The 23878-nt window shown below is 41.4% G+C and carries 24 protein-coding genes and 1 other RNA gene; 13 read left to right on the plus strand and 12 right to left on the minus strand.

Annotation, left to right across the window (positions count from 1 at the left end):
- Window positions 1-59: 59 nt before the first annotated feature.
- From QQJ93_RS09870 to QQJ93_RS09880, 3 genes are read right to left on the minus strand one after another with little or no spacing between them, the layout of a single operon-like run.
- On the minus strand, window positions 60-1280 hold the full coding sequence (locus tag QQJ93_RS09870) for an FAD-dependent 2-octaprenylphenol hydroxylase (RefSeq protein WP_089122374.1): 1221 nt from the start codon (window positions 1278-1280) through the stop codon (window positions 60-62).
- A 1-nt stretch (window position 1281) separates the two neighbouring features.
- A complete protein-coding gene (ubiH, locus tag QQJ93_RS09875) occupies window positions 1282-2472 on the minus strand; it encodes a 2-octaprenyl-6-methoxyphenyl hydroxylase (protein WP_089122373.1) in 1191 nt (396 codons plus the stop codon).
- Window positions 2473-2481: 9 nt separating this feature from the next.
- A complete protein-coding gene (locus tag QQJ93_RS09880; RefSeq protein WP_089122372.1) occupies window positions 2482-3051 on the minus strand; it encodes a YecA/YgfB family protein in 570 nt (189 codons plus the stop codon).
- 286 nt (window positions 3052-3337) lie between these two features.
- Here QQJ93_RS09880 and zapA point away from each other — a divergent pair, with 286 nt between their 5' ends.
- The 5 genes from zapA to serA all read left to right on the plus strand — a co-directional run bounded on the left by zapA (window position 3338) and on the right by serA (window position 6755).
- Entirely contained in the window at window positions 3338-3613 is a 276-nt protein-coding gene (zapA, locus tag QQJ93_RS09885; RefSeq protein WP_089122371.1) for a cell division protein ZapA, read from the plus strand.
- 43 nt (window positions 3614-3656) lie between these two features.
- Window positions 3657-3842: non-coding RNA, 6S RNA (gene ssrS, locus QQJ93_RS09890), on the plus strand.
- Window positions 3843-3848: 6 nt separating this feature from the next.
- A complete protein-coding gene (locus QQJ93_RS09895; protein WP_089123540.1) occupies window positions 3849-4472 on the plus strand; it encodes a 5-formyltetrahydrofolate cyclo-ligase in 624 nt (207 codons plus the stop codon).
- Between the two features lie 174 nt (window positions 4473-4646).
- Window positions 4647-5303: a ribose-5-phosphate isomerase RpiA gene (gene rpiA / locus QQJ93_RS09900; protein WP_089122370.1), complete on the plus strand. Its 657-nt coding sequence runs from the start codon at window positions 4647-4649 to the stop codon at window positions 5301-5303.
- A gap of 222 nt (window positions 5304-5525) precedes the next feature.
- Window positions 5526-6755, plus strand: a complete 1230-nt coding sequence (gene serA, locus QQJ93_RS09905) for a phosphoglycerate dehydrogenase (protein ID WP_089122369.1) — start codon at window positions 5526-5528, stop codon at window positions 6753-6755.
- A gap of 167 nt (window positions 6756-6922) precedes the next feature.
- On the opposite strand, the gene QQJ93_RS09910 is transcribed toward serA, so the two are convergent.
- The 7 genes from QQJ93_RS09910 to tkt all read right to left on the minus strand — a co-directional run bounded on the left by QQJ93_RS09910 (window position 6923) and on the right by tkt (window position 14985).
- Window positions 6923-7639: an oxidative stress defense protein gene (locus tag QQJ93_RS09910; protein WP_089122368.1), complete on the minus strand. Its 717-nt coding sequence runs from the start codon at window positions 7637-7639 to the stop codon at window positions 6923-6925.
- Between the two features lie 79 nt (window positions 7640-7718).
- Entirely contained in the window at window positions 7719-7865 is a 147-nt protein-coding gene (locus QQJ93_RS09915) for a hypothetical protein (protein WP_284186081.1), read from the minus strand.
- A gap of 149 nt (window positions 7866-8014) precedes the next feature.
- Window positions 8015-8878, minus strand: a complete 864-nt coding sequence (gene mscS / locus QQJ93_RS09920) for a small-conductance mechanosensitive channel MscS (RefSeq protein ID WP_089122367.1) — start codon at window positions 8876-8878, stop codon at window positions 8015-8017.
- Window positions 8879-9160: 282 nt separating this feature from the next.
- Window positions 9161-10237, minus strand: coding sequence for a class II fructose-bisphosphate aldolase (gene fbaA / locus QQJ93_RS09925; protein ID WP_089122366.1), 1077 nt, complete (start codon window positions 10235-10237; stop codon window positions 9161-9163).
- Window positions 10238-10430: 193 nt separating this feature from the next.
- Complete coding sequence (locus tag QQJ93_RS09930; RefSeq protein WP_089122365.1) at window positions 10431-11594, minus strand: phosphoglycerate kinase; 1164 nt, start codon at window positions 11592-11594, stop codon at window positions 10431-10433.
- Between the two features lie 231 nt (window positions 11595-11825).
- A complete protein-coding gene (gene epd, locus QQJ93_RS09935) occupies window positions 11826-12869 on the minus strand; it encodes an erythrose-4-phosphate dehydrogenase (RefSeq protein WP_089122364.1) in 1044 nt (347 codons plus the stop codon).
- A gap of 121 nt (window positions 12870-12990) precedes the next feature.
- Window positions 12991-14985: a transketolase gene (gene tkt, locus QQJ93_RS09940; protein ID WP_089122363.1), complete on the minus strand. Its 1995-nt coding sequence runs from the start codon at window positions 14983-14985 to the stop codon at window positions 12991-12993.
- A gap of 489 nt (window positions 14986-15474) precedes the next feature.
- Between tkt and metK the strand changes: the two genes are divergently transcribed.
- The 8 genes from metK (at window position 15475) to ruvX (ending at window position 22240) form a co-directional block, all read left to right on the plus strand.
- Complete coding sequence (metK, locus tag QQJ93_RS09945; RefSeq protein WP_089122362.1) at window positions 15475-16626, plus strand: methionine adenosyltransferase; 1152 nt, start codon at window positions 15475-15477, stop codon at window positions 16624-16626.
- A 210-nt stretch (window positions 16627-16836) separates the two neighbouring features.
- Window positions 16837-17637, plus strand: coding sequence for a DUF2189 domain-containing protein (locus QQJ93_RS09950; protein WP_089122361.1), 801 nt, complete (start codon window positions 16837-16839; stop codon window positions 17635-17637).
- A gap of 101 nt (window positions 17638-17738) precedes the next feature.
- A complete protein-coding gene (locus QQJ93_RS09955; protein ID WP_089123539.1) occupies window positions 17739-18248 on the plus strand; it encodes a SprT family zinc-dependent metalloprotease in 510 nt (169 codons plus the stop codon).
- A 69-nt stretch (window positions 18249-18317) separates the two neighbouring features.
- On the plus strand, window positions 18318-19193 hold the full coding sequence (locus QQJ93_RS09960; protein ID WP_089122360.1) for a GGDEF domain-containing protein: 876 nt from the start codon (window positions 18318-18320) through the stop codon (window positions 19191-19193).
- Window positions 19194-19299: 106 nt separating this feature from the next.
- Window positions 19300-20031, plus strand: coding sequence for a 16S rRNA (uracil(1498)-N(3))-methyltransferase (gene rsmE / locus QQJ93_RS09965; RefSeq protein WP_089122359.1), 732 nt, complete (start codon window positions 19300-19302; stop codon window positions 20029-20031).
- A 168-nt stretch (window positions 20032-20199) separates the two neighbouring features.
- Window positions 20200-21153, plus strand: a complete 954-nt coding sequence (gshB, locus tag QQJ93_RS09970) for a glutathione synthase (protein ID WP_089122358.1) — start codon at window positions 20200-20202, stop codon at window positions 21151-21153.
- A 67-nt stretch (window positions 21154-21220) separates the two neighbouring features.
- On the plus strand, window positions 21221-21784 hold the full coding sequence (locus tag QQJ93_RS09975) for a YqgE/AlgH family protein (RefSeq protein ID WP_089122357.1): 564 nt from the start codon (window positions 21221-21223) through the stop codon (window positions 21782-21784).
- A 33-nt stretch (window positions 21785-21817) separates the two neighbouring features.
- The gene (gene ruvX / locus QQJ93_RS09980; RefSeq protein ID WP_089122356.1) at window positions 21818-22240 is read left to right on the plus strand and encodes a Holliday junction resolvase RuvX; all 423 of its coding nucleotides are present in this window, start codon (window positions 21818-21820) and stop codon (window positions 22238-22240) included.
- A gap of 82 nt (window positions 22241-22322) precedes the next feature.
- On the opposite strand, the gene QQJ93_RS09985 is transcribed toward ruvX, so the two are convergent.
- Window positions 22323-22736, minus strand: coding sequence for a DUF3293 domain-containing protein (locus QQJ93_RS09985; RefSeq protein ID WP_089122355.1), 414 nt, complete (start codon window positions 22734-22736; stop codon window positions 22323-22325).
- Window positions 22737-22748: 12 nt separating this feature from the next.
- A complete protein-coding gene (locus QQJ93_RS09990) occupies window positions 22749-23852 on the minus strand; it encodes a PilT/PilU family type 4a pilus ATPase (protein ID WP_089122354.1) in 1104 nt (367 codons plus the stop codon).
- Between the last annotated feature and the right edge of the window lie 26 nt (window positions 23853-23878).

A 23878-nucleotide genomic window follows, 5' to 3' on the forward strand; every position in this document is an offset into this window, starting at 1 on the left:
AAATAAGTAGGGGAATGAACGCTGGTAACAAACTGCAGTTTCAAGTACGACGGGTATATCTACAGTTGAGGGGATTTTGCTTGAACTAAGCGTGGTAACTTACCGCTAATGCCTAGTGCCCTTTTCATCATTTCTTCTTTCATTCCTGGCAAGTGACCAATAAATTGCATTCCAAGCCCACGAACTAACTTCTTAGCCGGGTTTTCCCCTTCAAATAAATCTTTAAATCCTTGCATCGCTGCGATCATTTTGGCCGCTTCCGCTTTACGCCAGCGTTCATAAGCTCTCAAATTGCGCTGTAACCCAATATCTTCCCCTTTTTGCCATAACGCCAACACTTCCTCTGCTAAGCTCGCAGCATCAAGAAGACCTAAGTTCACACCTTGCCCTGCTAATGGGTGTATGGTGTGTGCCGCATCTCCAACTAACGCCACTCGCTCGAGCACAAAGTTACGTGCATAGCGCATTTTCAATGGAAAAGCATAACGCTCACCTTCAACACTGCATAGGCCTAATCTAGTATCAAATTCACTGGTCAAAACTTGATTAAACGTTGTCTCTGAGCAAGAAAGCAAGGTATCAGCACGATTAGGGTCAGTAGACCAAACTAAAGAACATAAGTGAGGATCGGATAACGGCAAGAAAGCAATTGGTCCTTGAGGGGTAAATATTTGTCTTGCAACGCCTTGATGAGCTTCAGTCGTTCGAATATTCGCAACAATCGCGCTATGGCCATAATCCCAATGAGTTAATGGAATATCTTGGTTGTTTCTAACCCAAGAGTTCGCTCCATCAGCCCCCACGACTAATTTACTAGAAATAGAGTCACCACTATCTAGGGTTAACCAAGCTTCACTTTCTCCGATAGCCATCGTCGCACAACGATTGGGTATAAATAATGAAACATTCGACAACTCTTTCACCCGTTCAAGCAAGGCTAATTGAATGACACGATTCTCAACAATATGCCCTAAGTTCGACTGAGCTAAATCATTGGCTTTAAATTCTAAACGAGCAAAGCTGTCTTTTTCCCATACTTCCATAGCATGATAAGGCGCGATTCGACGACGGGTGATGCCATCCCAAGCGTTAATGTTTTTCAGAAAATTTTCACTAGCACGGCTCAAAGCGGACACTCGCGTATCGGGTGCATCATTTAATGACTCATCAGGCGTTTGCCCTTCAATTACCGCAATACGTAAATTACTCTCAGCAAACGAAGCGGCTAAGGCTAGACCGACCATACCGCCGCCAACGATGGTGATATCAAAACTCTGCATGTTATCGCTCCACTAATCCCATAGTGCGCTTGACTATAGGTTGCTTAATATAAGGTAAATGATTGATAGCAAGTAAACCTAGGTTACGACCGATACGCATTGCCGGCCAATGATTTGAAAAGCAATGTACTAAACTAGACGTCAATGACATCGTTTGCTTGCGATCGCACTCACGACGCTGTCGATAATGAGACAACATAGAATAACAGCCTATATCACCATGCAATTGATAAGCAGATGAGACTTCTTCCGCTAAGCTGATCACATCACGAATCCCTAAGTTAAATCCTTGGCCTGCAATAGGGTGTAAGGTTTGCGCCGCATTCCCCACAATGGCAAAGCGATGCGATACGACCGAGTCACGATAACGCAATAACAAGGGGTAGCAAGCTGGCTTACCGACTTTAGTGATCTTACCTAAACGCCAACCAAAATCTTTTTGTAAGGCTGTCATCAAGGTGGTTTCATCCGACTGCATAATCTGCTGCGCTCGCGATTCAGACATGCACCACACGACCGAACTTCGCCCTTGAGACATAGGTAAAAATGCCACAGGGCCACTTTCCGTAAAGCGTTCAAATGCTCTACCTTGTGGTTGTATTTCGGTACAAACATTTGCGATCACAGCAAATTGTTCAAAATCAATTTCTTGTAATGGGACATTAAGTTGCTGACAGCTTTCTGATAACGCACCATCGGCTGCTACCAACAAGCGAGTTTCAAACATTTGTCCATCATTTAATGATACAGTGACTTTATCGATTGTACGTTCGATATGCGCAACTTTCGCTGGGCAGAAATAATCGATAGTGGGACAATCATTCAATGCTTGCTGATAAATGCGGCCAACATTTTCAAGTTCAACCACATAACCTAAAGCCTCTACGTTCTCTTGCTCCGAGGTAATATTAGCGAGACCAAGATGACCACGGTCGGATACTTCAATATCGGTAATCGCGGTGACGATATTTTCAAAGTGATGCCATAATTTCAACCGCTGCAAAATACTTACTGTGCCATAAGATAGTGCAATAGCGCGAGAATCAAACCCCGGATGAGCTTGCGGTTGATTTATTTGATGAGCTTCAATCACAGCAATATGCAACTGCCCATTACACAAACGATCAACCGCTAGTGCTAATGTTGCTCCAGCCATTCCTGCGCCAATAATTGCAATATCATAACACTTCATAAGATGACCTTAATGTAAGGTTTTAGACTCAGCAGGAGTCACAGGTTTTGCTGCTAGCTCGGCATGAATAGTGAGTACACACACTTTGACATGCTCAATCACTTGCTCTAACAAAATCGCCTGTTCAGAAAAGTCGTCTTCCTCATCGATCCCTAGCTTAGAGATTTCTTCTAGATCGGCTAATGCTTCTTTGGTTTCGGCAGACAATTTCGTTAAGCTTGAACCAGCAAGGCCTAAACCAGAAATAAAGTGATTTACCCACTCTGAAACGGCATCAGCATAATTAAGCAATTCATCATCACTTGGCAACAACATGGTTAACTCCATGCTCGTACCACCCAACTCTCTCATCGAAAATGAGCAAATCGTTTCGGCTAATGTTGACGCACTCATAGGCCAACCCATTCCGTCGTTGGTGTAATCAAATAAGATTGTCTTCCAATTATCATTACTGGTTGAAATGCCACCGCTTAACATACCGACAATTAAGCCCTGTAATTCAGCTGGCGTTACCGATAGCGAAGCAGAAGTAAGCTCAGTTAAGGCTTGATTATAATCAGGTAGACGAATATCGCTCATGAGTAATCTCACTTGGTTGATAAATTTTATTTGAGTATATCAATTCAAAGCCAAGCCCGAAAATGTTAATCCCTAAATAACCTCAATCATCATCAATAAAATGAAGTAAATGACTCACTTTATAAGCGAATCGGTCAACATTCAGCAAAATAAAAACCAACACGTCTGAAATGCTTGAACATGTAAGGCAATTTAGCCTATAGTTTCCCCCTCAGTCGAACAATCTTAACCAATCGTTTTAATATTAAGATTGTATTTTTTCATCAGCTATTAAGAGTGCGCCCCAGTGGAAGTCGAAATATTAGGAAAACTCACTCGCGTCAATTGTCCACCGGGACAAGAAGAGGCCTTGCATGCTGCTGCTAATGAATTAAACCGACGCTTGAATCAAATGACTGAACGTACTAAAGTACACAACATTGAACAGCTACTGATCATCGCAGCTTTAAATGCTTGTTATGAAGTTCAAGAATTAAAAGATGAACTTAGCGATAGTCAGCAAATGTCACAGCGCATCGAACAATTATCACAAGCATTAGACAAAGCGCTAGCCAAAAACTAACACAATTGAATGAGTAAACTATACATTCAATAACGTATTCAAATTTACCCTGGAGTGTTTGTCAGAGGATTTAAGTCCCTGAGCCGATAAGCAACAACCCAGGATCGGTATTTGAGAACTATTGAGCAAGCTCGGCTCGTACCGAGAAGCCTACGGTTTTCATTGCGGATCCGCCTTGAACTCGCTGGTTCATAGGTCCATCAATTCTCAACGGCACTTTGGGGTATTCCTTATTATGAAATATCCAATTCAATCTAAACTTTCTCGTCCACAATTACGACAACTGATTCGTCAGCGACGCGCTCACTTAACACCAGATGAGCAAACAAACGCTGGCCTTGCACTGCTTGACCAAATCAAACGGCTCCCCACTATCCATGATGCCAATAATATCGCCATTTACCTTTCTGTTGATGGTGAAATAGAGACTAAACCAATTATTGAATGGTTGTGGCAACAAGGCAAAAAAGTCGTTCTACCTGTTTTACACCCGTTCTCTAAGGGGCACTTACTTTTTCTTAATTATCATGCTAACAGCCCACTTTGTCATAATAAATACGGAATAGCTGAGCCTAAACTCGATAAAACTCAGATCTGTCTAGTCAAAGATATCGATATTATCTTTACCCCATTGGTTGCCTTTGATCACACAGGACAACGTCTTGGGATGGGCGGAGGGTATTACGATCGAACGCTAGAGCAATGGTTTAATACTGGAAACGGCCCAATTCCCATAGGCTTAGCTCATGATTGCCAGCAAGTAGAACAGATTCCCGTAGAACATTGGGATATTCCATTACCAATATTTGTGACCCCAAGTAACATCTGGCATTGGGAAAAAGCAGAGAAATCGATATAAATTGAACAGAGATAGAATTTAATCACATTCAATTTGCCTTGCCTAAAGCGTGTTTTATTCTTGCTGAAACTCGCATCTTGAAGTTACTTGGGTATATAATCACGCCGATCAAAAAGGAATGTCGATAACTACACACTCAAAAGCAATCGATTACTTATCTATTTAGGAGTTCTCATGACACAAGATGAAATGAAAAAAGCGGCTGGTTGGGCTGCTTTAAAGTACGTAAAACCAGATACCATTGTGGGTGTGGGAACCGGTTCAACAGTTAATCACTTTATTGACGCACTTGCGACCATGAAAAATGAAATTGAAGGGGCAGTATCCAGTTCTGTTGCTTCAACTGAAAGACTAAAAGAGCTAGGTATTCACGTATTCGATTCGAATGAAGTGGATGGTCTGGACGTTTATATCGATGGTGCCGATGAAATCAACGCACACAAAGATATGATCAAAGGCGGTGGCGCAGCGTTAACGCGCGAAAAAATTGTTGCGGCCATGTCGAAAACTTTTGTGTGTATTGTGGATGGTACTAAAGCGGTTGATGTACTAGGTAAATTCCCACTACCAGTTGAAGTCATTCCGATGGCTCGCTCTTATGTGGCTCGTGAATTAGTTAAACTTGGTGGTACTCCTGAATACCGTCAAGGCATCGTAACCGATAATGGCAATATCATCTTAGATGTTCATAACCTATCGATAATCGATCCAAAGGCATTAGAAGATAAAATCAATAGCATTGCGGGTGTAGTAACCGTTGGTTTATTTGCACACCGTGGCGCAGATGTGGTCATTACCGGCACACCTGAAGGCGCAAAAATCGAAGAATAATCAACTGTTAAATTACTGATATTCACTTTTTAATAGTCAATAACAAAACGGTGCTTAAAAGTGCCGTTTTTTTATACTTTATTCATTAAAAACCTTACCCAATCTCACATTTTTTTGATATTTTAATTAAATAGTCGCACAAGGAATGTTCAGACAGCCACTAGGCGTGGTGATGCCATTGCATGCGCAAGAATCATTATTATCTATTAAGGACGACGTTACATGGCTAAAGTTTCTCTCGGTAAAGATAAAATCAAAATTCTCCTTCTTGAAGGCCTTCACCCATCATCTGTAGAAGTTCTACAATCTGCTGGCTACACTAATATCGAATATCACAAAGGCTCACTTTCAGAAGAAGACCTTCTTGAAGCAGTAAAAGATGTTCACTTTATTGGTCTACGTTCTCGCACCCAACTGACTCAAGAAGTATTTGATGCTGCAGAAAAACTTGTCGCAGTAGGTTGTTTTTGTATTGGTACCAATCAAGTCAATCTCAATGCAGCCGCGGCTCGTGGTATTCCTGTTTTTAACGCACCATTCTCTAACACTCGTAGTGTTGCAGAACTCGTCTTAGGTCAGATTTTACTACTACTTCGTGGCATTCCAGAGAAAAATGCTCTTGCTCACCGTGGTATCTGGAAAAAGAGTGCGGACGCTTCTTATGAAGCGCGTGGAAAACGTCTTGGTATCATTGGTTATGGGCATATCGGTACCCAGCTTAGTATTCTTGCTGAAAACTTAGGTATGCGCGTTTATTACTACGATATTGAAAATAAATTATCGCTTGGTAATGCCACTCAAGTCTCGACCATGAGTGAATTGCTCAATAAATCAGACATTATTTCTCTGCATGTACCAGAAACCATGAACACTAAAGAAATGATGGGCGCTGATGAATTTGCACAAATGAAACCTGGTGCGATCTTTATTAACGCTGCTCGTGGAACTGTCGTCGATATTCCAGCACTATGTGATGCTTTAGAGTCTGGTCACCTCGGTGGTGCAGCAATTGACGTATTCCCAGTTGAACCAAAAACCAATAATGACCCATTTGAATCACCACTAATGAAATTTGATAACGTGATTCTAACTCCCCACATTGGTGGTTCAACTCAAGAAGCCCAAGAAAATATTGGTATTGAAGTGGCTGGAAAACTAGCTAAATACTCAGATAATGGCTCAACTCTATCTTGTGTTAACTTCCCGGAAGTGTCACTACCAGAGCATACAGGCACATCTCGTCTACTTCATATTCACGAAAACCGCCCAGGTATTTTGACGCAAATTAACACCATTTTTGCAGAAGCAGGAATTAACATTGCGGCGCAGTATCTACAAACCAACGCTGAGATGGGTTATGTGGTTATCGATATCGAAGCTGAGCGTTCAGAAGAAGCACTAGAAAAAATGAAAGCAGTACAAGGCACTATTCGCGCTCGTATTCTACATTAATTTTGCTAGCATCTATAAAAACAAAACAGCGACCTCTCTTATAAGGTCGCTGTTTTTATTTGTATTTACTCAACTGCTCGCTAAGTAAATAACCTAAGACTGGGATTAATTGAATTGGTTAATTAACCATGTGGACTCTTTTAACCAAACCTAAGATTAAATAGGAATTAATTTTTCAGTTTAAATATCACATCAACTTGATCGCTAATCGTCATCTCTTCATCTTGATAACCTTGATCTACAGACTGAGATTCCATCGCTACCACCTTTGCCATCATTACAGGGCGAACCGAGTGGCTACGGTAGACAATCGACCACACACCATTTAACTCACTATCAAAGCCTTTCGCTAACTGCTGAGCTTTTTGCTTGGCATCCGCAATCGCCGCTTGGCGAGCTTTTTGCTTATACTGTGTTTCATCTTTCACTTTTAGATTAATGTTATTCACTCGATTTACCCCACTTTGCAATGCTAGATCGAGATAAGTATTCAGTTTATCTAATTGCTCTACCGTCACTGTAATGTCACGTACCGCTCGATACCCATTAAGCACAGGCTTACCATCTTTTGGGTAGTTATATTGTGGTGATAATTGTAAGTGACTACTTACGATCGATTTACGTGCCATACCTGATTTTGTTAAAGATGCGATAAAGGTTTCGACGACTTTATCTACCGCCGCTTTTGCTTGCTTCGCCTGGCTTCTATCAGCTTGAATCGCAACAGAAAACTCAGCCATATCCGGTTTTGCAATCACTTCCCCATAACCAGTTGTTGAAAGTGTCGGTGAATTAATATCATTAGCCATCGCGGTAGGTATCGCTATCAACAACGACAAACAAAGTGTAGTGAATGAAAGAAACCGTTTACTTACTCTTTTCATAACAACCTCCCAAATACCAAATCTAGTTATATACCCAAGTGACTTCAAGATGCAGAATTCAGAGCTATCATCCAAACCTTTAGGCAAGGAAGATTGGCGAAGGAATGTAAGCACCTTTCAAACCAATCTGACGCGGCATAAAGGTTTGGATGAAGCTCCCGAAGGGCAAGTTCAAACAAGCTTTATGCCGCGTTAAATTGAGTAGAGATAGAATAACTATGATCATATTCAATTTGCCTTGCCTAAAGCTTGTTTTATTCTTGCTGAAACTCGCATCTTGAAGTTACTTGGGTATATAGTCAATTCACAATACTCTAACAATAAAAAAGGCGCACTAGGCGCCTTTTGATGAATTGTTACATAAAGCTGACAAAATTAATCTTCAAGCTTATTTAAATGAACATCCATTTGAGGGAATGGGATTTCAATACCTGCTTCATCTAAGCCTTCTTTGATTGCTTGTAGAAGGTCAAAGTATACCGCCCAATAATCATCAGTCTTAACCCAAGGACGAACCACGAAGTTTACTGATGAATCTGCGAGTGCAACCACACCCACGGTTGGAGCTGGAGTTTGAAGTAAACGTGTTTCAGCTTCTAATACTCGAGTGATAACTTCTTTTGTTTTCTTCAAATCCGCTTTGTAAGAAACACCTATCACATAATCAATACGGCGAGTAGCGTGACGAGAATAGTTGGTTATAGCACCGCCAATAACACCACTATTCGGCACAACAATCATTTTATTATCAGGAGTTGTCAAAATGGTTTGGAAAATTTGAATAGATTCAACGCTACCTGCAACACCATTAATTTCTACATAGTCACCCGCTTTAAACGGACGAAAAGCAACAATCAATACACCTGCGGCAAAGTTAGATAGTGAACCTTGTAACGCTAGGCCAACGGCTAAACCTGCGGCACCAATAACGGCAACGACAGAAGCGGTTTGAACACCTACACGGCCCAATGCTGCAATTAAAACAATAACAAACAACAAGTAACGAACCAGTGAACCGATAAAGTGAACTACGGCTGGGTCCATTTGTTTCTTTTCTAAAACTTTAGAAACACTGTTACTGATTGCCTTAACAACAATATTACCAATGAAAAGAATAATTAGAGCGGAAATAATATTTACGCCGTATTGCACAAATAAGTCAGAGTTAGCGACAAACCAATCTGTTAGCTTTGGAGCAATAGCGTGAGCGACTTCTGTCACTTGGTCTTCAGCTGCCATGTTTCTTCCTTTATAAATTACATGAGTCGATGAATCTAAATTGGGGGTATGTACACAATATCGTCACCTAGTTACTTCTACAAAAGCAAAGAGTTATATTTATCGATACCAGACATAAACACAATATAGCCATTTTTTTTAACACTGGAAACCATTTGTTGCTATATGTATTCAAATATTTTTCTTTCTTATTAATTAATTCGTACAACTTAATTACAAAAAAACAAACAAAAAAGCCTCACATTACTGTGAGGCTTTTATCAAACGCTAAAAAGAGACGAATTATAGTACGTCGATAGCGTTAAGGTCAGCAAACGCTTTTTCAAGACGTGCAACCATAGACGTTTGACCAGCACGTAACCATACACGTGGGTCATAGTATTTTTTGTTTGGCGCTTCTTCACCCGTTGGGTTACCGATTTGGCCTTGTAGGTAATCGTGGTTGTCCGCTTCGTATTGACGAACGCCATCCCAACATGCCCACTGAGTATCAGTATCGATGTTCATTTTGATAACACCGTAACCAATTGATTCTTGGATTTCTGCTTCAGAAGAACCAGAACCACCGTGGAAAACGAAGTTTAGAGAGTTAGCTGGTAGGCCAAATTTCTCAGAAACGTGCGCTTGAGAATCACGTAGGATAGTTGGAGTTAGAACAACGTTACCAGGCTTGTAAACACCGTGTACGTTACCGAAAGAAGCCGCGATAGTGAAACGTGGGCTAACAGCGTTTAGTTTTTCGTACGCGTATGCAACGTCTTCTGGAGAAGTGTAAAGCTCAGATGCGTCCATATCAGAGTTATCAACACCATCTTCTTCACCACCAGTACAACCTAGTTCGATTTCGATAGTCATGTTCATTTTAGCCATGCGCTCTAAGTACTTAGCACATGTTTCAACATTCTCTTCTAGAGACTCTTCAGAAAGGTCTAACATGTGAGAAGAGAATAGAGGCTTACCAGTTTCAGCGAAGTGTTTTTCACCTGCGTCTAGTAGACCGTCGATCCAAGGAAGAAGTTTCTTAGCAGCGTGGTCCGTGTGAAGGATCACAGGTACACCGTAAGTTTCAGCAACAGCGTGTACGTATTTCGCACCAGCAACTGCACCTAGGATTTGTGCACCTTGGCCTTCAAGCTTAACGCCTTTACCAGCAAAGAAAGCAGCGCCACCGTTAGAGAACTGAACGATTACTGGAGCTTTTACTTTTGCTGCTGCTTCTAGTACTGCGTTTACAGAGTCAGTGTTAACAACGTTAACCGCTGGAAGTGCAAAGTTGTTTTCTTTTGCTACTTCAAAAACTTTCTGTACGTCATCACCAGAGATAACACCAGGTTTTACAAAATCGAAGATCTTAGACATGGGTTTAGTCCTATTTTTCTATCGTTTAAAATCCCGTTCAGAGAACGAAATCGTTAATGAAATAAACGTTTGCTTGATAACGGGGGCATTGTAGCAACAAACCGCCTCAATTCACATAGTGTGATCTACGCAACAGATAAAAATCTACAAACGTAAAAAAGGCGAGAATATTCTCCCGCCTTATTTTGGAACATTATGCTTTTGCACGCTCTTCAAGCATAGCAACTGCAGGTAATACTTTACCCTCTACAAACTCAAGGAAAGCACCGCCACCCGTTGAGATGTAAGATACATCAGCTTTAATACCAAACTTGTCGATAGCCGCTAGTGTGTCACCGCCACCAGCAACAGAGAAGCCTTCAGAAGCTGCGATTGCTTCAGAAATACCGCGAGTACCCGCTTCAAAGTTTTTGAATTCAAATACGCCTACAGGGCCATTCCAAAGGATAGTTTTTGCACCTTTTAGAATTTCAGCTAGTGCTGCAGTAGATTCTGGACCTAAGTCAAAAATCATATCGTCATCTTGAACTTCAGAAACGTGCTTGATTTCTGCTTCAGCGTTCTCATCAAATGCTTTTGCACATGCAACATCAGTCGCAACTGGGATTGCACAAGTTTCCATTAGCTTTTTAGCGGTATCAACTAGGTCAGCTTCGTATAGAGATTTACCAACGTTGTGACCTGCAGCTGCGATGAATGTATTTGCAATACCACCACCAACAACCAATTGGTCAGCTACTGTAGATAGAGATTCAAGAACAGTCAGCTTAGTCGATACTTTAGAACCACCAACGATAGCAACCATTGGGCGAGCTGGTTTGTCCATTGCTTTAGCTAGTGCTTCAAGCTCGTTAGCAAGAAGAGGACCCGCACAAGCGATTGGTGCATGCATACCAACACCGTGAGTAGATGCTTGAGCACGGTGAGCCGTACCAAATGCATCCATTACGAATACGTCACAAAGTGCTGCATATTTTTTAGATAGTTCTTCTTCGTTTTTCTTCTCGCCTTTATTAAAGCGAACGTTTTCAAGAACCACTAATTCACCAGCATTAAGCTCAAGACCATCTAGGTAATCTTTTGCTAATTTAACGTCGCAATCTAGTGCATCGTTTAAATAGTTAACAACTGGTTGCAGAGAGAACTCTTCGTTGTATTCACCTTCAGTTGGGCGACCTAGGTGAGAAGTCACCATTACTTTTGCGCCAGCTTCTAGGCAAGTTTTAATCGTAGGTAAAGACGCTAAGATACGAGCATCTGAAGTTACTTTACCTTCTTTTACTGGCACATTTAAGTCAGCACGAATGAATACACGTTTACCTGCAAGATCCAGGTCAGTCATCTTGATTACAGACATTATTTGTCCTCTCAATGTTAGTGAAATTAAAAATATTTAAAGCGTTATCACCGGGCATAATGCCCAATAATCAAATTTCTTATCTAGCAATTTCTATTCAGCTTAGCGACTAAATCGCTTTCCTGTAAACCGCACAGGGCTAATCATTTCATTACCCAATATACTGGGGGCGACTATTTATTATTTCAAGCTAAAAAATAATAAATCGACTATTTATTCGTCGCAAAAATCTTATTTTGAGTCAATCATTGTACCCATTACTAAGGCAGTATCGAGCATTCGGTTGGCAAAGCCCCATTCGTTATCACACCACACTAGCATTTTAACTAAACGGTGGTTGCTAACACGAGTTTGCGAGCCATCAACAATCGCACTATGCGAATCATGATTGAAATCAATCGAAACCAGAGGCGCTTCGGTGTAATCCAATATGCCGCCCAATGTACAACGAGATGCTTCTACGATAGATTGATTTACGTCATTAACATTGACATTTTTGTGAACTGTGACACTTAAATCCATCGCTGTGACATTAATTGTAGGCACTCGAACTGAAATTGCTTCAAATTTATCAGCAAATTTAGGGTAAATTCTTGCGATACCTAAATGAAGTTTAGTATCAACAGGAATGATAGATTGGCTAGCGGCCCGAGAACGGCGTAAATCGGAGTGATAAGCATCAATCACTTGCTGATCGTTCATAGAAGAGTGAATGGTGGTGATAGTGCCAGACTCAATACCAAAACTGTCATCTAATGCTTTAATCACTGGAATAATACAGTTAGTCGTACAAGAACCATTCGAAACCACATGATGTTCAGCAGCCAATGTTTCATGATTCACACCGTAGATAATCGTGTTATCGACATCATTACCACCTGGATGAGAAAACAACACTCGTTTCGCTCCAGCTTGAATATGCAATTGCCCATCGACTTGCGATCCAAACTTACCAGTACAATCTAAAACGATATCGACATTGAGATCTTTCCAAGGCAGAAGCTTGGCATCAGAGAGGTGTAATATACGAATCGAATCAAAACTTGACTCGCCCTTATCGCTGTGATGAATAAGAAGATGCTCTTGATCATGGGTAACTTTTTTGAAAAAACGACCATGACTCGAATCGTATTGCAGAAGATGTACCATTCCTTCGGGTTCAGCAAGTTCATTAATGGCCACTACTTGTATCGACTGATCTTTGCCACTTTCATATAAAGCGCGCAATACACTGCGTCCAATTCGACCAAATCCATTAATAGCAATTCTGAGCATAATCATTCCGTGGCATCAATCTAAAGTGGCAGTATGTTACCTCATCGTCTTTTAATACGCATTAAAAAAGCCGAGCAATCATGCCCGGCTTTCATCTTTCAATTATCTAAACCTTAAAGGATTAAGCAATTAACTCTTTCGCAGTTTCAACTACGTTTTCAACGGTAAAGCCGAACATTTTAAATAGCTCACCCGCTGGCGCTGACTCACCGAATGTTGTCATACCGATGATGCGACCGTCTAGGCCAACATACTTAAACCAGTAATCCGCAATACCCGCTTCAATTGCAACACGAGCCGTTACGTCTGATGGTAATACTGATTCACGGTAAGCTGCATCTTGCTTATCAAATGCATCGGTTGATGGCATTGATACGACGCGTACTTGTTTACCTTCCGCAGAAAGTTGCGCAGCAGCTTCAACCGCTAGCTCAACTTCAGAACCTGTTGCAATCAAGATTAGCTCAGGTTTGCCTGCACAATCTTTCAGAATGTAAGCACCTTTCGCGATGTTCGCTACTTGGTCAGCAGTACGTTCTTGTTGTGCTAGGTTTTGACGAGAGAAGATTAACGCTGAAGGCGCATCTTTACGCTCAATCGCCAGTTTCCAAGCTACAGCAGATTCAACTTGGTCACATGGACGCCATGTACTCATGTTTGGTGTCATACGTAGAGAAGCCATTTGCTCAACCGGTTGGTGAGTTGGACCATCTTCGCCTAGGCCGATTGAATCGTGGGTGTAAACTTGGATGTTTTGCACTTTCATCAAGGCTGCCATACGCATTGCGTTACGTGCGTATTCCATGAACATTAGGAAAGTTGCGCCGTAAGGAATGAAACCGCCGTGTAGTGCGATACCGTTGATGATAGCCGTCATACCAAACTCACGTACGCCGTAGTGTACGTAGTTGCCTGAGGCATCTTCAGCAGTCAAAGATTTAGAACCAGACCACATAGTTAAGTTCGATGGTGCTAAGTCCGCAGAACCGCCCATAAACTCAGGTAGAATTTGGCCAAATGCTTCTAGTGCATTTTGTGACGCTTTACGTGATGCAATGTTAGCTGGGTTTGCTTGAAGATCAGCAATGATAGCGCTTGCTTTTTCTTCCCACTCTTTAGGTAGCTCACCCGCCATACGACGTTTGAATTCTGCCGCAAGCTCAGGGTAAGCCGCTTCATAAGCAGCCAGTTTTTCATTCCAAGCCGCTTCTTTTGCTGCACCCGCTTCTTTTGCGTCCCATTCAGCGTAAATATCTGAAGGAATTTCAAATGGACCGTGTTCCCAACCAAGTTGCGCTTTAGTTGCAACGATTTCATCAGCACCTAGTGGCGCGCCGTGACAATCGTGCGTGCCCGCTTTGTTTGGAGAACCAAAACCGATCACTGTTTTAGTACAAATAAGCGTTGGACGAGGATCCGCTTTCGCAGCTGCAATCGCTGCTTCAATTGCGTCAGCATCGTGACCATCAACTGCTGGGATTACATGCCAACCGTACGCTTCAAAACGTTTAGGTGTATCATCTGCAAACCAACCTTCTACGTGACCATCGATAGAAATACCGTTGTCATCCCAGAATGCAACCAATTTACCTAGACCTAGCACACCAGCTAAAGAAGCCGCTTCGTGTGAGATACCTTCCATCAAACAGCCATCGCCTAGGAATGTATAAGTAAAGTGATCAACGATATCGTGGCCTTCACGGTTAAACTGAGCCGCTAATGCTTTTTCAGCTAACGCCATACCAACAGCATTGGTGATACCTTGACCTAGTGGGCCAGTAGTCGTTTCAACACCAGGTGCATAACCATACTCAGGGTGACCTGGCGTTTTTGAATGCAATTGGCGGAAGTTTTTCAGTTCAGAAAGAGGAAGGTCATAACCAGAAAGGTGAAGCAAAGAGTAAATCAGCATCGAACCGTGGCCATTTGAAAGCACGAAACGGTCGCGATCAAACCACTCAGGGTTTTGTGGGTTGTGATTCAAGTGACCACGCCAAAGAACTTCAGCGATATCGGCCATGCCCATTGGGGCGCCTGGGTGGCCTGAATTAGCCTGTTGAACACCGTCCATGCTAAGTGCGCGGATTGCATTTGCTAGATCTTTACGAGACGTCATGTCTGCTCCTGGATTTGCATAAGCGATTTATTAAGGTTGGGAAAGCTTGCCGAATACTTCAACTCACTTTTAATTCTGCGTGGTATTGTCGCAAAGCGACTGCATGACTGCAAACGTTAACCACTTGATATTTTCTCTTTTGGGGTTATTTTTTTTGCTTTTTTAGCATTGTCACATTATTTCCCCTCAATGCCCGACATTATGGGAACGCAATCGAATACGTCAATAGAGAGAAAGGCAAATTAATAAACATTTTCTCTACCTCCGTTATCTCACTTTTAAGACAACTAAATAGCAAAAAGAGAAAAAAGGCTTGTAATTCGACCAATCAAAACTAGAATAGACGTCTAGATGTAGAAACACCTACAGAATTTATTGTTTTTAAAAAGACGCGATTCATAGCATTAGCTATACAAGAACGCGTCTTTTCTAACTTAACTGCATTCATCAAGCGATGAATTGGCATGATTCACAGTGGAGCACTCACACATGGCTAAGCATTTATTTACTTCAGAATCTGTATCTGAAGGTCATCCTGATAAAATTGCTGATCAAATTTCTGATGCAGTATTGGATGCAATCCTAGAGCAAGATCCTAAAGCACGTGTGGCGTGTGAAACTTACGTAAAAACCGGTATGGTAATGGTTGGCGGTGAAGTCACAACTTCAGCCTGGGTTGATATTGAAGAAATTACCCGCGAAACCGTTCGCGAAATTGGTTATGTTCATTCTGATATGGGCTTTGATGCAGACTCTTGTGCTGTATTAAATACCATCGGTAAACAATCTCCAGACATCAACCAAGGTGTTGATAAAGCCGACCCTAAAGATCAAGGCGCTGGCGACCAAGGTATTATGTTTGGTTATGCATGTAACGAAACAGAAGTATTGATGCCAGCCCCAATTACTTACTCTCACCTACTTGTACAAAAGCAAGCTGAAGTACGTAAAAGCGGCAAACTTGATTTCTTACGCCCTGATGCAAAATCTCAAGTAACTTTCCAATACGATCAAGGAAAGATTGTTGGTATCGATGCTGTCGTACTATCAACTCAGCACTGTGATTCAATTACTACCCCTGATCTACGTGAAGCAGTAATGGAAGAAATCATCAAACCTGTACTGCCTTCTGAATGGCTAAATAAAGAAACAAAATTCTTTATCAACCCAACCGGTCGTTTTGTTATCGGTGGTCCAATGGGTGACTGTGGTCTGACTGGTCGTAAAATCATCGTAGATACCTACGGCGGTGCAGCTCGTCACGGCGGCGGTGCTTTCTCTGGTAAAGATCCATCAAAAGTTGATCGTTCAGCCGCTTACGCAGCGCGTTATGTAGCAAAAAATATCGTAGCAGCAGGCCTTGCGGATCGTTGTGAAATTCAACTTTCATACGCTATCGGTGTAGCTGAGCCGACTTCTATCATGGTAGAAACGTTTGGTACAGAGAAAGTACCATCAGACATCATTATCGAAGCAGTTCGTCAGCACTTCGACTTACGTCCATACGGCCTACAAGAAATGTTGAACCTACTTCAACCTATCTACAAGAAGACGGCTGCTTATGGCCACTTTGGTCGTGATGAATTCCCATGGGAAGCAACGGACAAAGCAGAAGCACTGCGTGGATTTGCTGGCTTATAATTCGTTTTCACGACAAACCACAGTACTTTCAAACCCTTGCTATTCGGTGAGGGTTTTTTTATTGCCCATCGGTTTTTTCCACTCATCAAATTTGAACAATTTTTAGTCATTAAATTTGTAATTATCCCAAACAACAGCAATATTTATATATACCCAAATAACTTGGGCTGCTGCACAGATTTGTTCCCTCATGAATTGCTAGGAGGATTTATGCCTCGTACTGCTAAACCATCAGATTTTAGAACACCAGATAATGAATATGCTCGCACCATACCTTGTGAGAAAATCGCTACATTCGCACCATTACAATGGCTGAAACTCGGCTTTCGCGATATTTTTAAAGCTCCTGTGATCAGCTTATTTTACGGCATTTGCTTTGCTGTTGCCGCTGCTGGTATTGAATGGCTAGTCTATTTGCAAGGTTCTCATTTAGTCATTTTCCCTAGCCTGATTGTTTATATGTTAATCGGCCCATTTTTAGCGCTAGGACTATACGATGCGAGTTGGCAAATTGAGAAACATCATAAACCTAAATTATTCCATTCAATAAAAGCGATTAAGCGTAATGGCGTTTCACAATGGAGCTTTGCTCTATTACTTTGTGTTGCGATGATCTTTTGGATGCGCATTGCTGCCTTGTTACATGCTTTATATCCAGAAATGCAAGGGGCCTCAATCGAAGCTTTCCTACCTTTTTTAATCAGTGGTTCTGTGGTTGGGTTTATTTTCTCATGTGTCATTTTTTCTATGTCGGCATTTTCGATTCCATTAATGATGGAAAGGCGAGTCGATATGATGACCGCCGTCTTTACGAGCTATCACGCCGTCAAAAATAACCTAAGTGCCATGGTAGTATGGGCGGGAATAATTGTTTTATTTATTGGTTTTGGTTTTGTCACAGCTGGTATAGGAATGATCATTGCGATGCCTATCCTAGGCTTTGCTACTTGGCATGGTTACCGACAAACTATCAGTCGTAAACATGAAATCCATCACCATATACCCAAATAACTTGGGTATAACATTAATTGTATCTACCTCTTATCTCTATTAACATTCGGCTCCTCTTCGGTTCTGAATGTTAGTAGAGAGTCATAGTGTCAGCCATTGTCATTCCTCAAAGTTTAATCCATCAATTGGAAAACAGCCTTCAGCTTCACCTAAAAAAAGCAGAGTTGGCCTTTGAATGTAGCTTTCCCACACCAGAACTTACATTTAATGTACGAGGAAAGGTGGCGGGAAAAGCTTACCTGCAACAATGGCGAATTCGCTTAAATCCAACATTATTTATTGAAAATCAACAAGCATTTATAGAACAAGTGATTCCGCATGAGTTGGCCCACCTTATCACCTACCATCAATTTGGTCGCGTAAAGCCTCATGGCAAAGAATGGCGATATGTGATGGCAAATATTTTTCAATGCCCACCTGAAATTTATCATGCTTTCGATGTTAGTTCGGTACAAGGGAAAACCTTTACTTATCAATGCCAATGTCAAACCCACCTATTATCAATTCGACGACATAATAAAGTGAAACGTCAACAAACTCGTTATCATTGCTCTTTATGTGGTACTCAATTAGAGCGATTAAACAAAGAAAAAGTGATCAATAGCCTATAAAATAGTTTGTATTGCTTTATGATTAAACCGTAAATCCCCTCTCCCTTTGAAGTAACGATAACTAACGCTATGAATGAATATCAACATATACTCGAAATTCACCCTAACCCATGCGTGATTCATATTGACTTCAAACCACTCTACGCCAACGATGCCTTTGCTCGGTTTAGTGGGCTAAAAAGCGCAGATCAAATTTTGGAAATGGCATCTTTAATGGTGTTGATTAACCCCGAAGAAAGAGAAGACGCACAGCTTCGTTACCAAAAAACCTTCACGGATCATCAAACTGAGCCTAAAGTAATTCCCCATACTGATTTATTGGGAAATCCAGTGATGGTTGAAATAACTGATAAATTAATCAATTGGTGCGGACAACTAGCTGTTTGTACCTTCATCAGTATTGTTACTGACACCATCAATAAAGAACGTCAACTAAAAAAACTCGCTGAGCAAGATCCCTTAACTCAGTTACATAATCGACGTTATATCATCAATAAGATAACAAAACTTCATCAGGAAGAGTTAGCCAAAGAGTTCTTTTTAGCCATTGTGGATATTGATTACTTCAAAAAAATCAACGATCAATATGGTCACTTTGTTGGCGATAAAACATTACAGCAACTGGCTGAATTACTCCGTGGGTTTGTTGGAGTAAATGACTATTTAGCCAGACTAGGTGGAGAAGAATTCATACTACTCATTCGCTCAAATTCGGCTCAACATGTTGTCGCACGTTTAGAGTCTCTACGTGCCTCCATAGAAAATCATCACTTTATGATTAAACAAGAAAATACCGATGATGAATTTAGAATTCGCTGTACGCTATCAATTGGGATGACACAAATCCAACAAGGTGAAAAAATAGATTCAAGCTATATTCGCGCCGACAAAGCACTGTATACCGCAAAGCATCAAGGTCGTAATCAAGTTATCATCAACGATTAATGCTATATATCGTAAAACATAGTGTGTGAAGTTAACCTTTCCCCTTGTTTTTTACTGTTAAAACATCCATGTTAAGAAAAGCAATTAAGCTTACACAGGTCATGACATGAGAATTCCAAGAATTTATCATCCCCAAGCTATCGAACAGCTAGGAGAAATCCACTTATCTGAAGACGCGGCGGGCCATGTTGGCCGAGTACTGCGTATGACTCAAGGCCAAGAAGTTTTACTATTTGATGGTTCTGGAGCAGAGTTTCCAGCGGTAATCATTTCTGTCTCAAAAAAGAATGTGGCCGTAAAAATCAAAGAGCGTATCGAGCGTAGCATTGAATCACCGTTAAACCTTCACCTTGGCCAAGTCATTTCTCGTGGCGATAAAATGGAATTCACAATTCAAAAGGCGGTCGAACTAGGAGTGAATACCATCACACCTTTAATTTCCGAACGTTGCGGTGTAAAACTCAACGCAGAACGCTTCGAGAAAAAACTGCAACAATGGCAAAAAATCGCGATTGCCGCCTGTGAGCAATGTGGTCGTAATATCGTACCAGTCGTTCGCCCTTTGATGCAGCTAGAACAATGGTGCGCAGAAGATTATGATGGGTTAAAACTCAACCTTCATCCTAGAGCAAAGTATTCAATCAATACTCTGCCAGCACCGGTCAGTAAAGTACGCCTACTCATTGGCCCTGAAGGTGGCTTGTCTGATGAAGAAATTCAAATGACTGAACAGTATCAGTTTGAAGAAACACTCTTAGGCCCACGCGTACTACGTACTGAAACCGCAGGCTTATCAGCAATTACTGCCTTACAAGTTCGCTTTGGCGATCTCGGTTAAGGTACACCCAAGTGACTTCAAGATGCAGAATTCAGAGCAATCATCCAAGCCTGTAGACAAGGACGATTGCTGAAGGAATATGAGCACATTGAAGTTTTTTGCGTATCAACATCTCAAATATCGCGATAAAAAAGCGGTATCAATGAATTCGCCAACTATGGAGTATCAATGATGAAAATTGGCATCGTAATGGACCCGATTTCAACCATTAACATCAAAAAAGATTCAAGCTTTGCAATGCTGCTAGAAGCCCAACGACGTGGTTGGGAAATCCATTATATGGAAATGTCAGATCTTCATTTAGAACAAGGTAAGCCTCTTGCTGATACCAAGATCGTAAACTTATTTGAAGATGCCAATAAATGGTATGAATTCACTTCAGAACAATCGATTGAGCTATCAGAGCTAGATGCAGTTTTAATGCGTAAAGATCCTCCGTTTGATACGGAATACATCTACGCTACCTACATTCTTGAACGTGCTGAAGAACAAGGCACTTTAATTGTAAATAAGCCGCAAAGCTTACGTGATTGCAATGAGAAACTTTTTACCGCTTGGTTCCCAGAATTAACGCCAACGACTTTGGTTACACGTAAAGCTGAAAAAATTAAAGCTTTCCGTGAACAACATGGTGATGTGATTTTAAAACCGTTAGATGGCATGGGTGGCGCATCGATCTTCCGTGTAAAACAAGATGACCCAAACGTTTCCGTTATCATCGAAACATTGACCAACCACGGCCAAAACTATGCGATGGCACAAACCTTTGTACCAGATATTAGTAATGGTGATAAGCGCATTTTAGTGGTGGATGGTGAGCCTATGCCATACTGCCTAGCGCGCATTCCTGCCAAAGGAGAAACTCGTGGAAATTTAGCTGCTGGCGGCCGCGGTGAAGCTCGTCCGTTAAGTGAAACTGACCTCAAAATTGCACAAGCTGTTGCTCCAACGCTAAAAGAAAAAGGCTTAATTTTTGTTGGTTTAGATGTGATTGGTGATAAGTTAACTGAAATTAATGTCACTAGCCCTACTTGTATTAAAGAGATTGAAGCTGCATTTGATATCTCCATCACAGGTAAGTTAATGGATGCTATTGAACGTCGTATCGCTGCGGCTAAGTAGTCTGAGCTTATTAAAATAGTATGGCAGCGAATACGTTGCCATACTCAAATTGCTTATGGAGAGCAGAATGAACCTAACCGATCACTTTCTAATTGCTATGCCTAGCATGAAAGACTCTCATTTTACTCGCAGCGTGATTTATATCTGTGAACACAATGAAGATGGTGCGATGGGGTTAGTCATTAATGATCCTGTCGGCATTGATATTAAAAATATGCTCGAACAAATTGACGTTCAGCCTGTTCACCCACGTATTTGCCAACAAAGTTTATCTGCTCCGTTATTAAATGGTGGCCCTGTCGCAACCGACCGTGGCTTTGTTCTGCACAATCGCAAAGATACCTATCAATCAAGTATTGAAATAACTGACGAGCTAGCGGTAACGACCTCAAAAGATATTCTGACGGTTCTCGGCACTGAGGCTGAACCAAAGAATTTCATTGTGACTCTAGGTTATTCTGGGTGGGATTCGGGTCAATTAGAACAAGAACTACTAGATAACTTCTGGTTAACTGCCCCAGCAAATTTAGCAATACTGTTCGATACTCCAGTACATATTCGTTGGAAAAAAGCAGTACAATTGCTCGGGATCAGCGTTTCACAATTATCTGGCGATGCCGGTCACGCTTAAATCTCGCGATAATCACACTTATAGAGAAACATCATGTCTAACCAAACCATAATGGCATTCGATTACGGCACCAAAAGCATTGGGAGTGCCATAGGCCAAACCATTACTGGCACCGCCTCACCACTTAAAGCTTTTAAAGCCCAAGATGGCATTCCAAAATGGGAAGACATCGAAAAACAAATCAAAGAATGGCAACCAGATCTTGTCGTCGTCGGTTTACCAACCGATATGCAAGGGAAAGATCTTACCGACATCACTACCCGAGCACGTAAGTTTGCCAACCGTCTGCATGGTCGCTTTGGCGTGAAAGTAGAGTTACATGATGAGCGTCTTTCGACTCAAGAAGCACGTGCAGAATTATTCTCGATGGGCGGTTATAAAGCTCTCAGTAAAGGTAACGTCGATTGCCAATCCGCTGTTGTGATTTTAGAAAGTTGGTTTGAGAATCAATACTAAGCCAATCAGCTTTAACGAATATACCCGAGTAACTTCAATACAAGAAAGAGTTGATATTAACTCTCAACTCTTCTTAAATACTCTATTCAAGTAAGCATAGTTGCGGAGCGCTCTTACCATGACCAAAAACAAAAGCATTCTGTTGATACTTGATAGCCAATAGTTTCGCGCTCATCAATTGGATATTTTGAATCCAAAACCCTTCTTCAATTGACCAGTCGGAAGAATCCGGTATCCCATCACCTTGATAAAACTCATAACCTAGCGCCTGTAATTCGTTTGATAATGCGATATTGGCTTGTTGATTGATTTGTTCAGGCGTTAAGTTTGAAAAAGGATTATAGGCGGTAATAATTGCCCATTGTTGGACTTCATTTTGCAGACAGTAATCGACAAATTGAGGATTAGGCTGCCCAATGAATAACTCAAAAGCCTGCTTATCGATTTCAACTTTATAACAAGTTTGCTGATAAGCCTCAATTAACGAGTTATCCATTTCGTCCTACTCCTACTGGTTTATCTTAATACCTTTCAGGGAACTGTTTTCAAACGTTGTATCACCAGAAGATTTAAGCATTAAACGTAAATCATTAGGCGAATCCGCACAATGCATTGCATCATCAAGGCTAATCTTATCCGCTTGTAATAGTTCAAATAAAGCTTGATCGAAAGTCTGCATACCGGCTTCTTTAGAACGTATCATCGTCGATTTAAGCTCCTGTAAATCCCCACGACGAATCAAATCCGATACACGAGGGGTATTAAGCAACACTTCAAACACCCCATGCCGACCATTGCCATGCTTATCTCTCACCAACTGCTGGGCGATAACCCCTTTTAAGTTCAAAGACAAATCAAATAAAAATTGCTCTTTTTGCTCTTTGGGAACAAGGTGCAAGATACGCTCTAAAGCTTGGTTGGCGTTATTGGCATGCAAGGTTGCCATACATAAATGTCCAGTTTCAGCAAACGTCATGGCATATTCCATGGTTTCACGGCTACGGATTTCACCAATTAAAATCATGTCAGGTGCTTGGCGTAAAGAATTCTTCAATGCCACTTCATAACTTTCTGTATCTAAGCCAACTTCACGTTGAGTGACGATACATTTTTTATGTTCATGAACAAATTCAATCGGATCTTCTACTGTCAGTATATGGCCGGTTTTATTTAAGTTGCGATAACCGGTCATTGCCGCCATCGACGTCGACTTCCCCGAACCTGTCGCACCAACCACCAGCACCAAACCACGTTTAGCTGTCGATAAGTCTTTTAATACTTCAGGTAACTGCAACTCTTCCATACTAGGAATACGAGTTTCAATACGACGAACTACTGCACCTGGCAATTCTCTCTGGAAAAAAGCACTGACACGAAAGCGCCCTTCACCGTGCACGACAGCAAAGTTTGCTTCATGAGTTGACTGATATTCTTCGCGTCTTTCATTATCCATCATTTCAAATAGTAAGGCTTCTACCCCACCTTTATCTAATGGCTCACCATGTGCTTTAAGCTCACCATCAATACGAAACAAACATGGTGCACCAACCGTCAAATAAATATCTGACGCTTTAGATGACACCATAATTTCTAGGACTTGTGAAAGTTGCATGTAATTTCCTTTAGATTAATACGGTG

The organism is Vibrio algivorus, from assembly GCF_030161215.1.
Taxonomy (GTDB): domain Bacteria; phylum Pseudomonadota; class Gammaproteobacteria; order Enterobacterales; family Vibrionaceae; genus Vibrio; species Vibrio algivorus.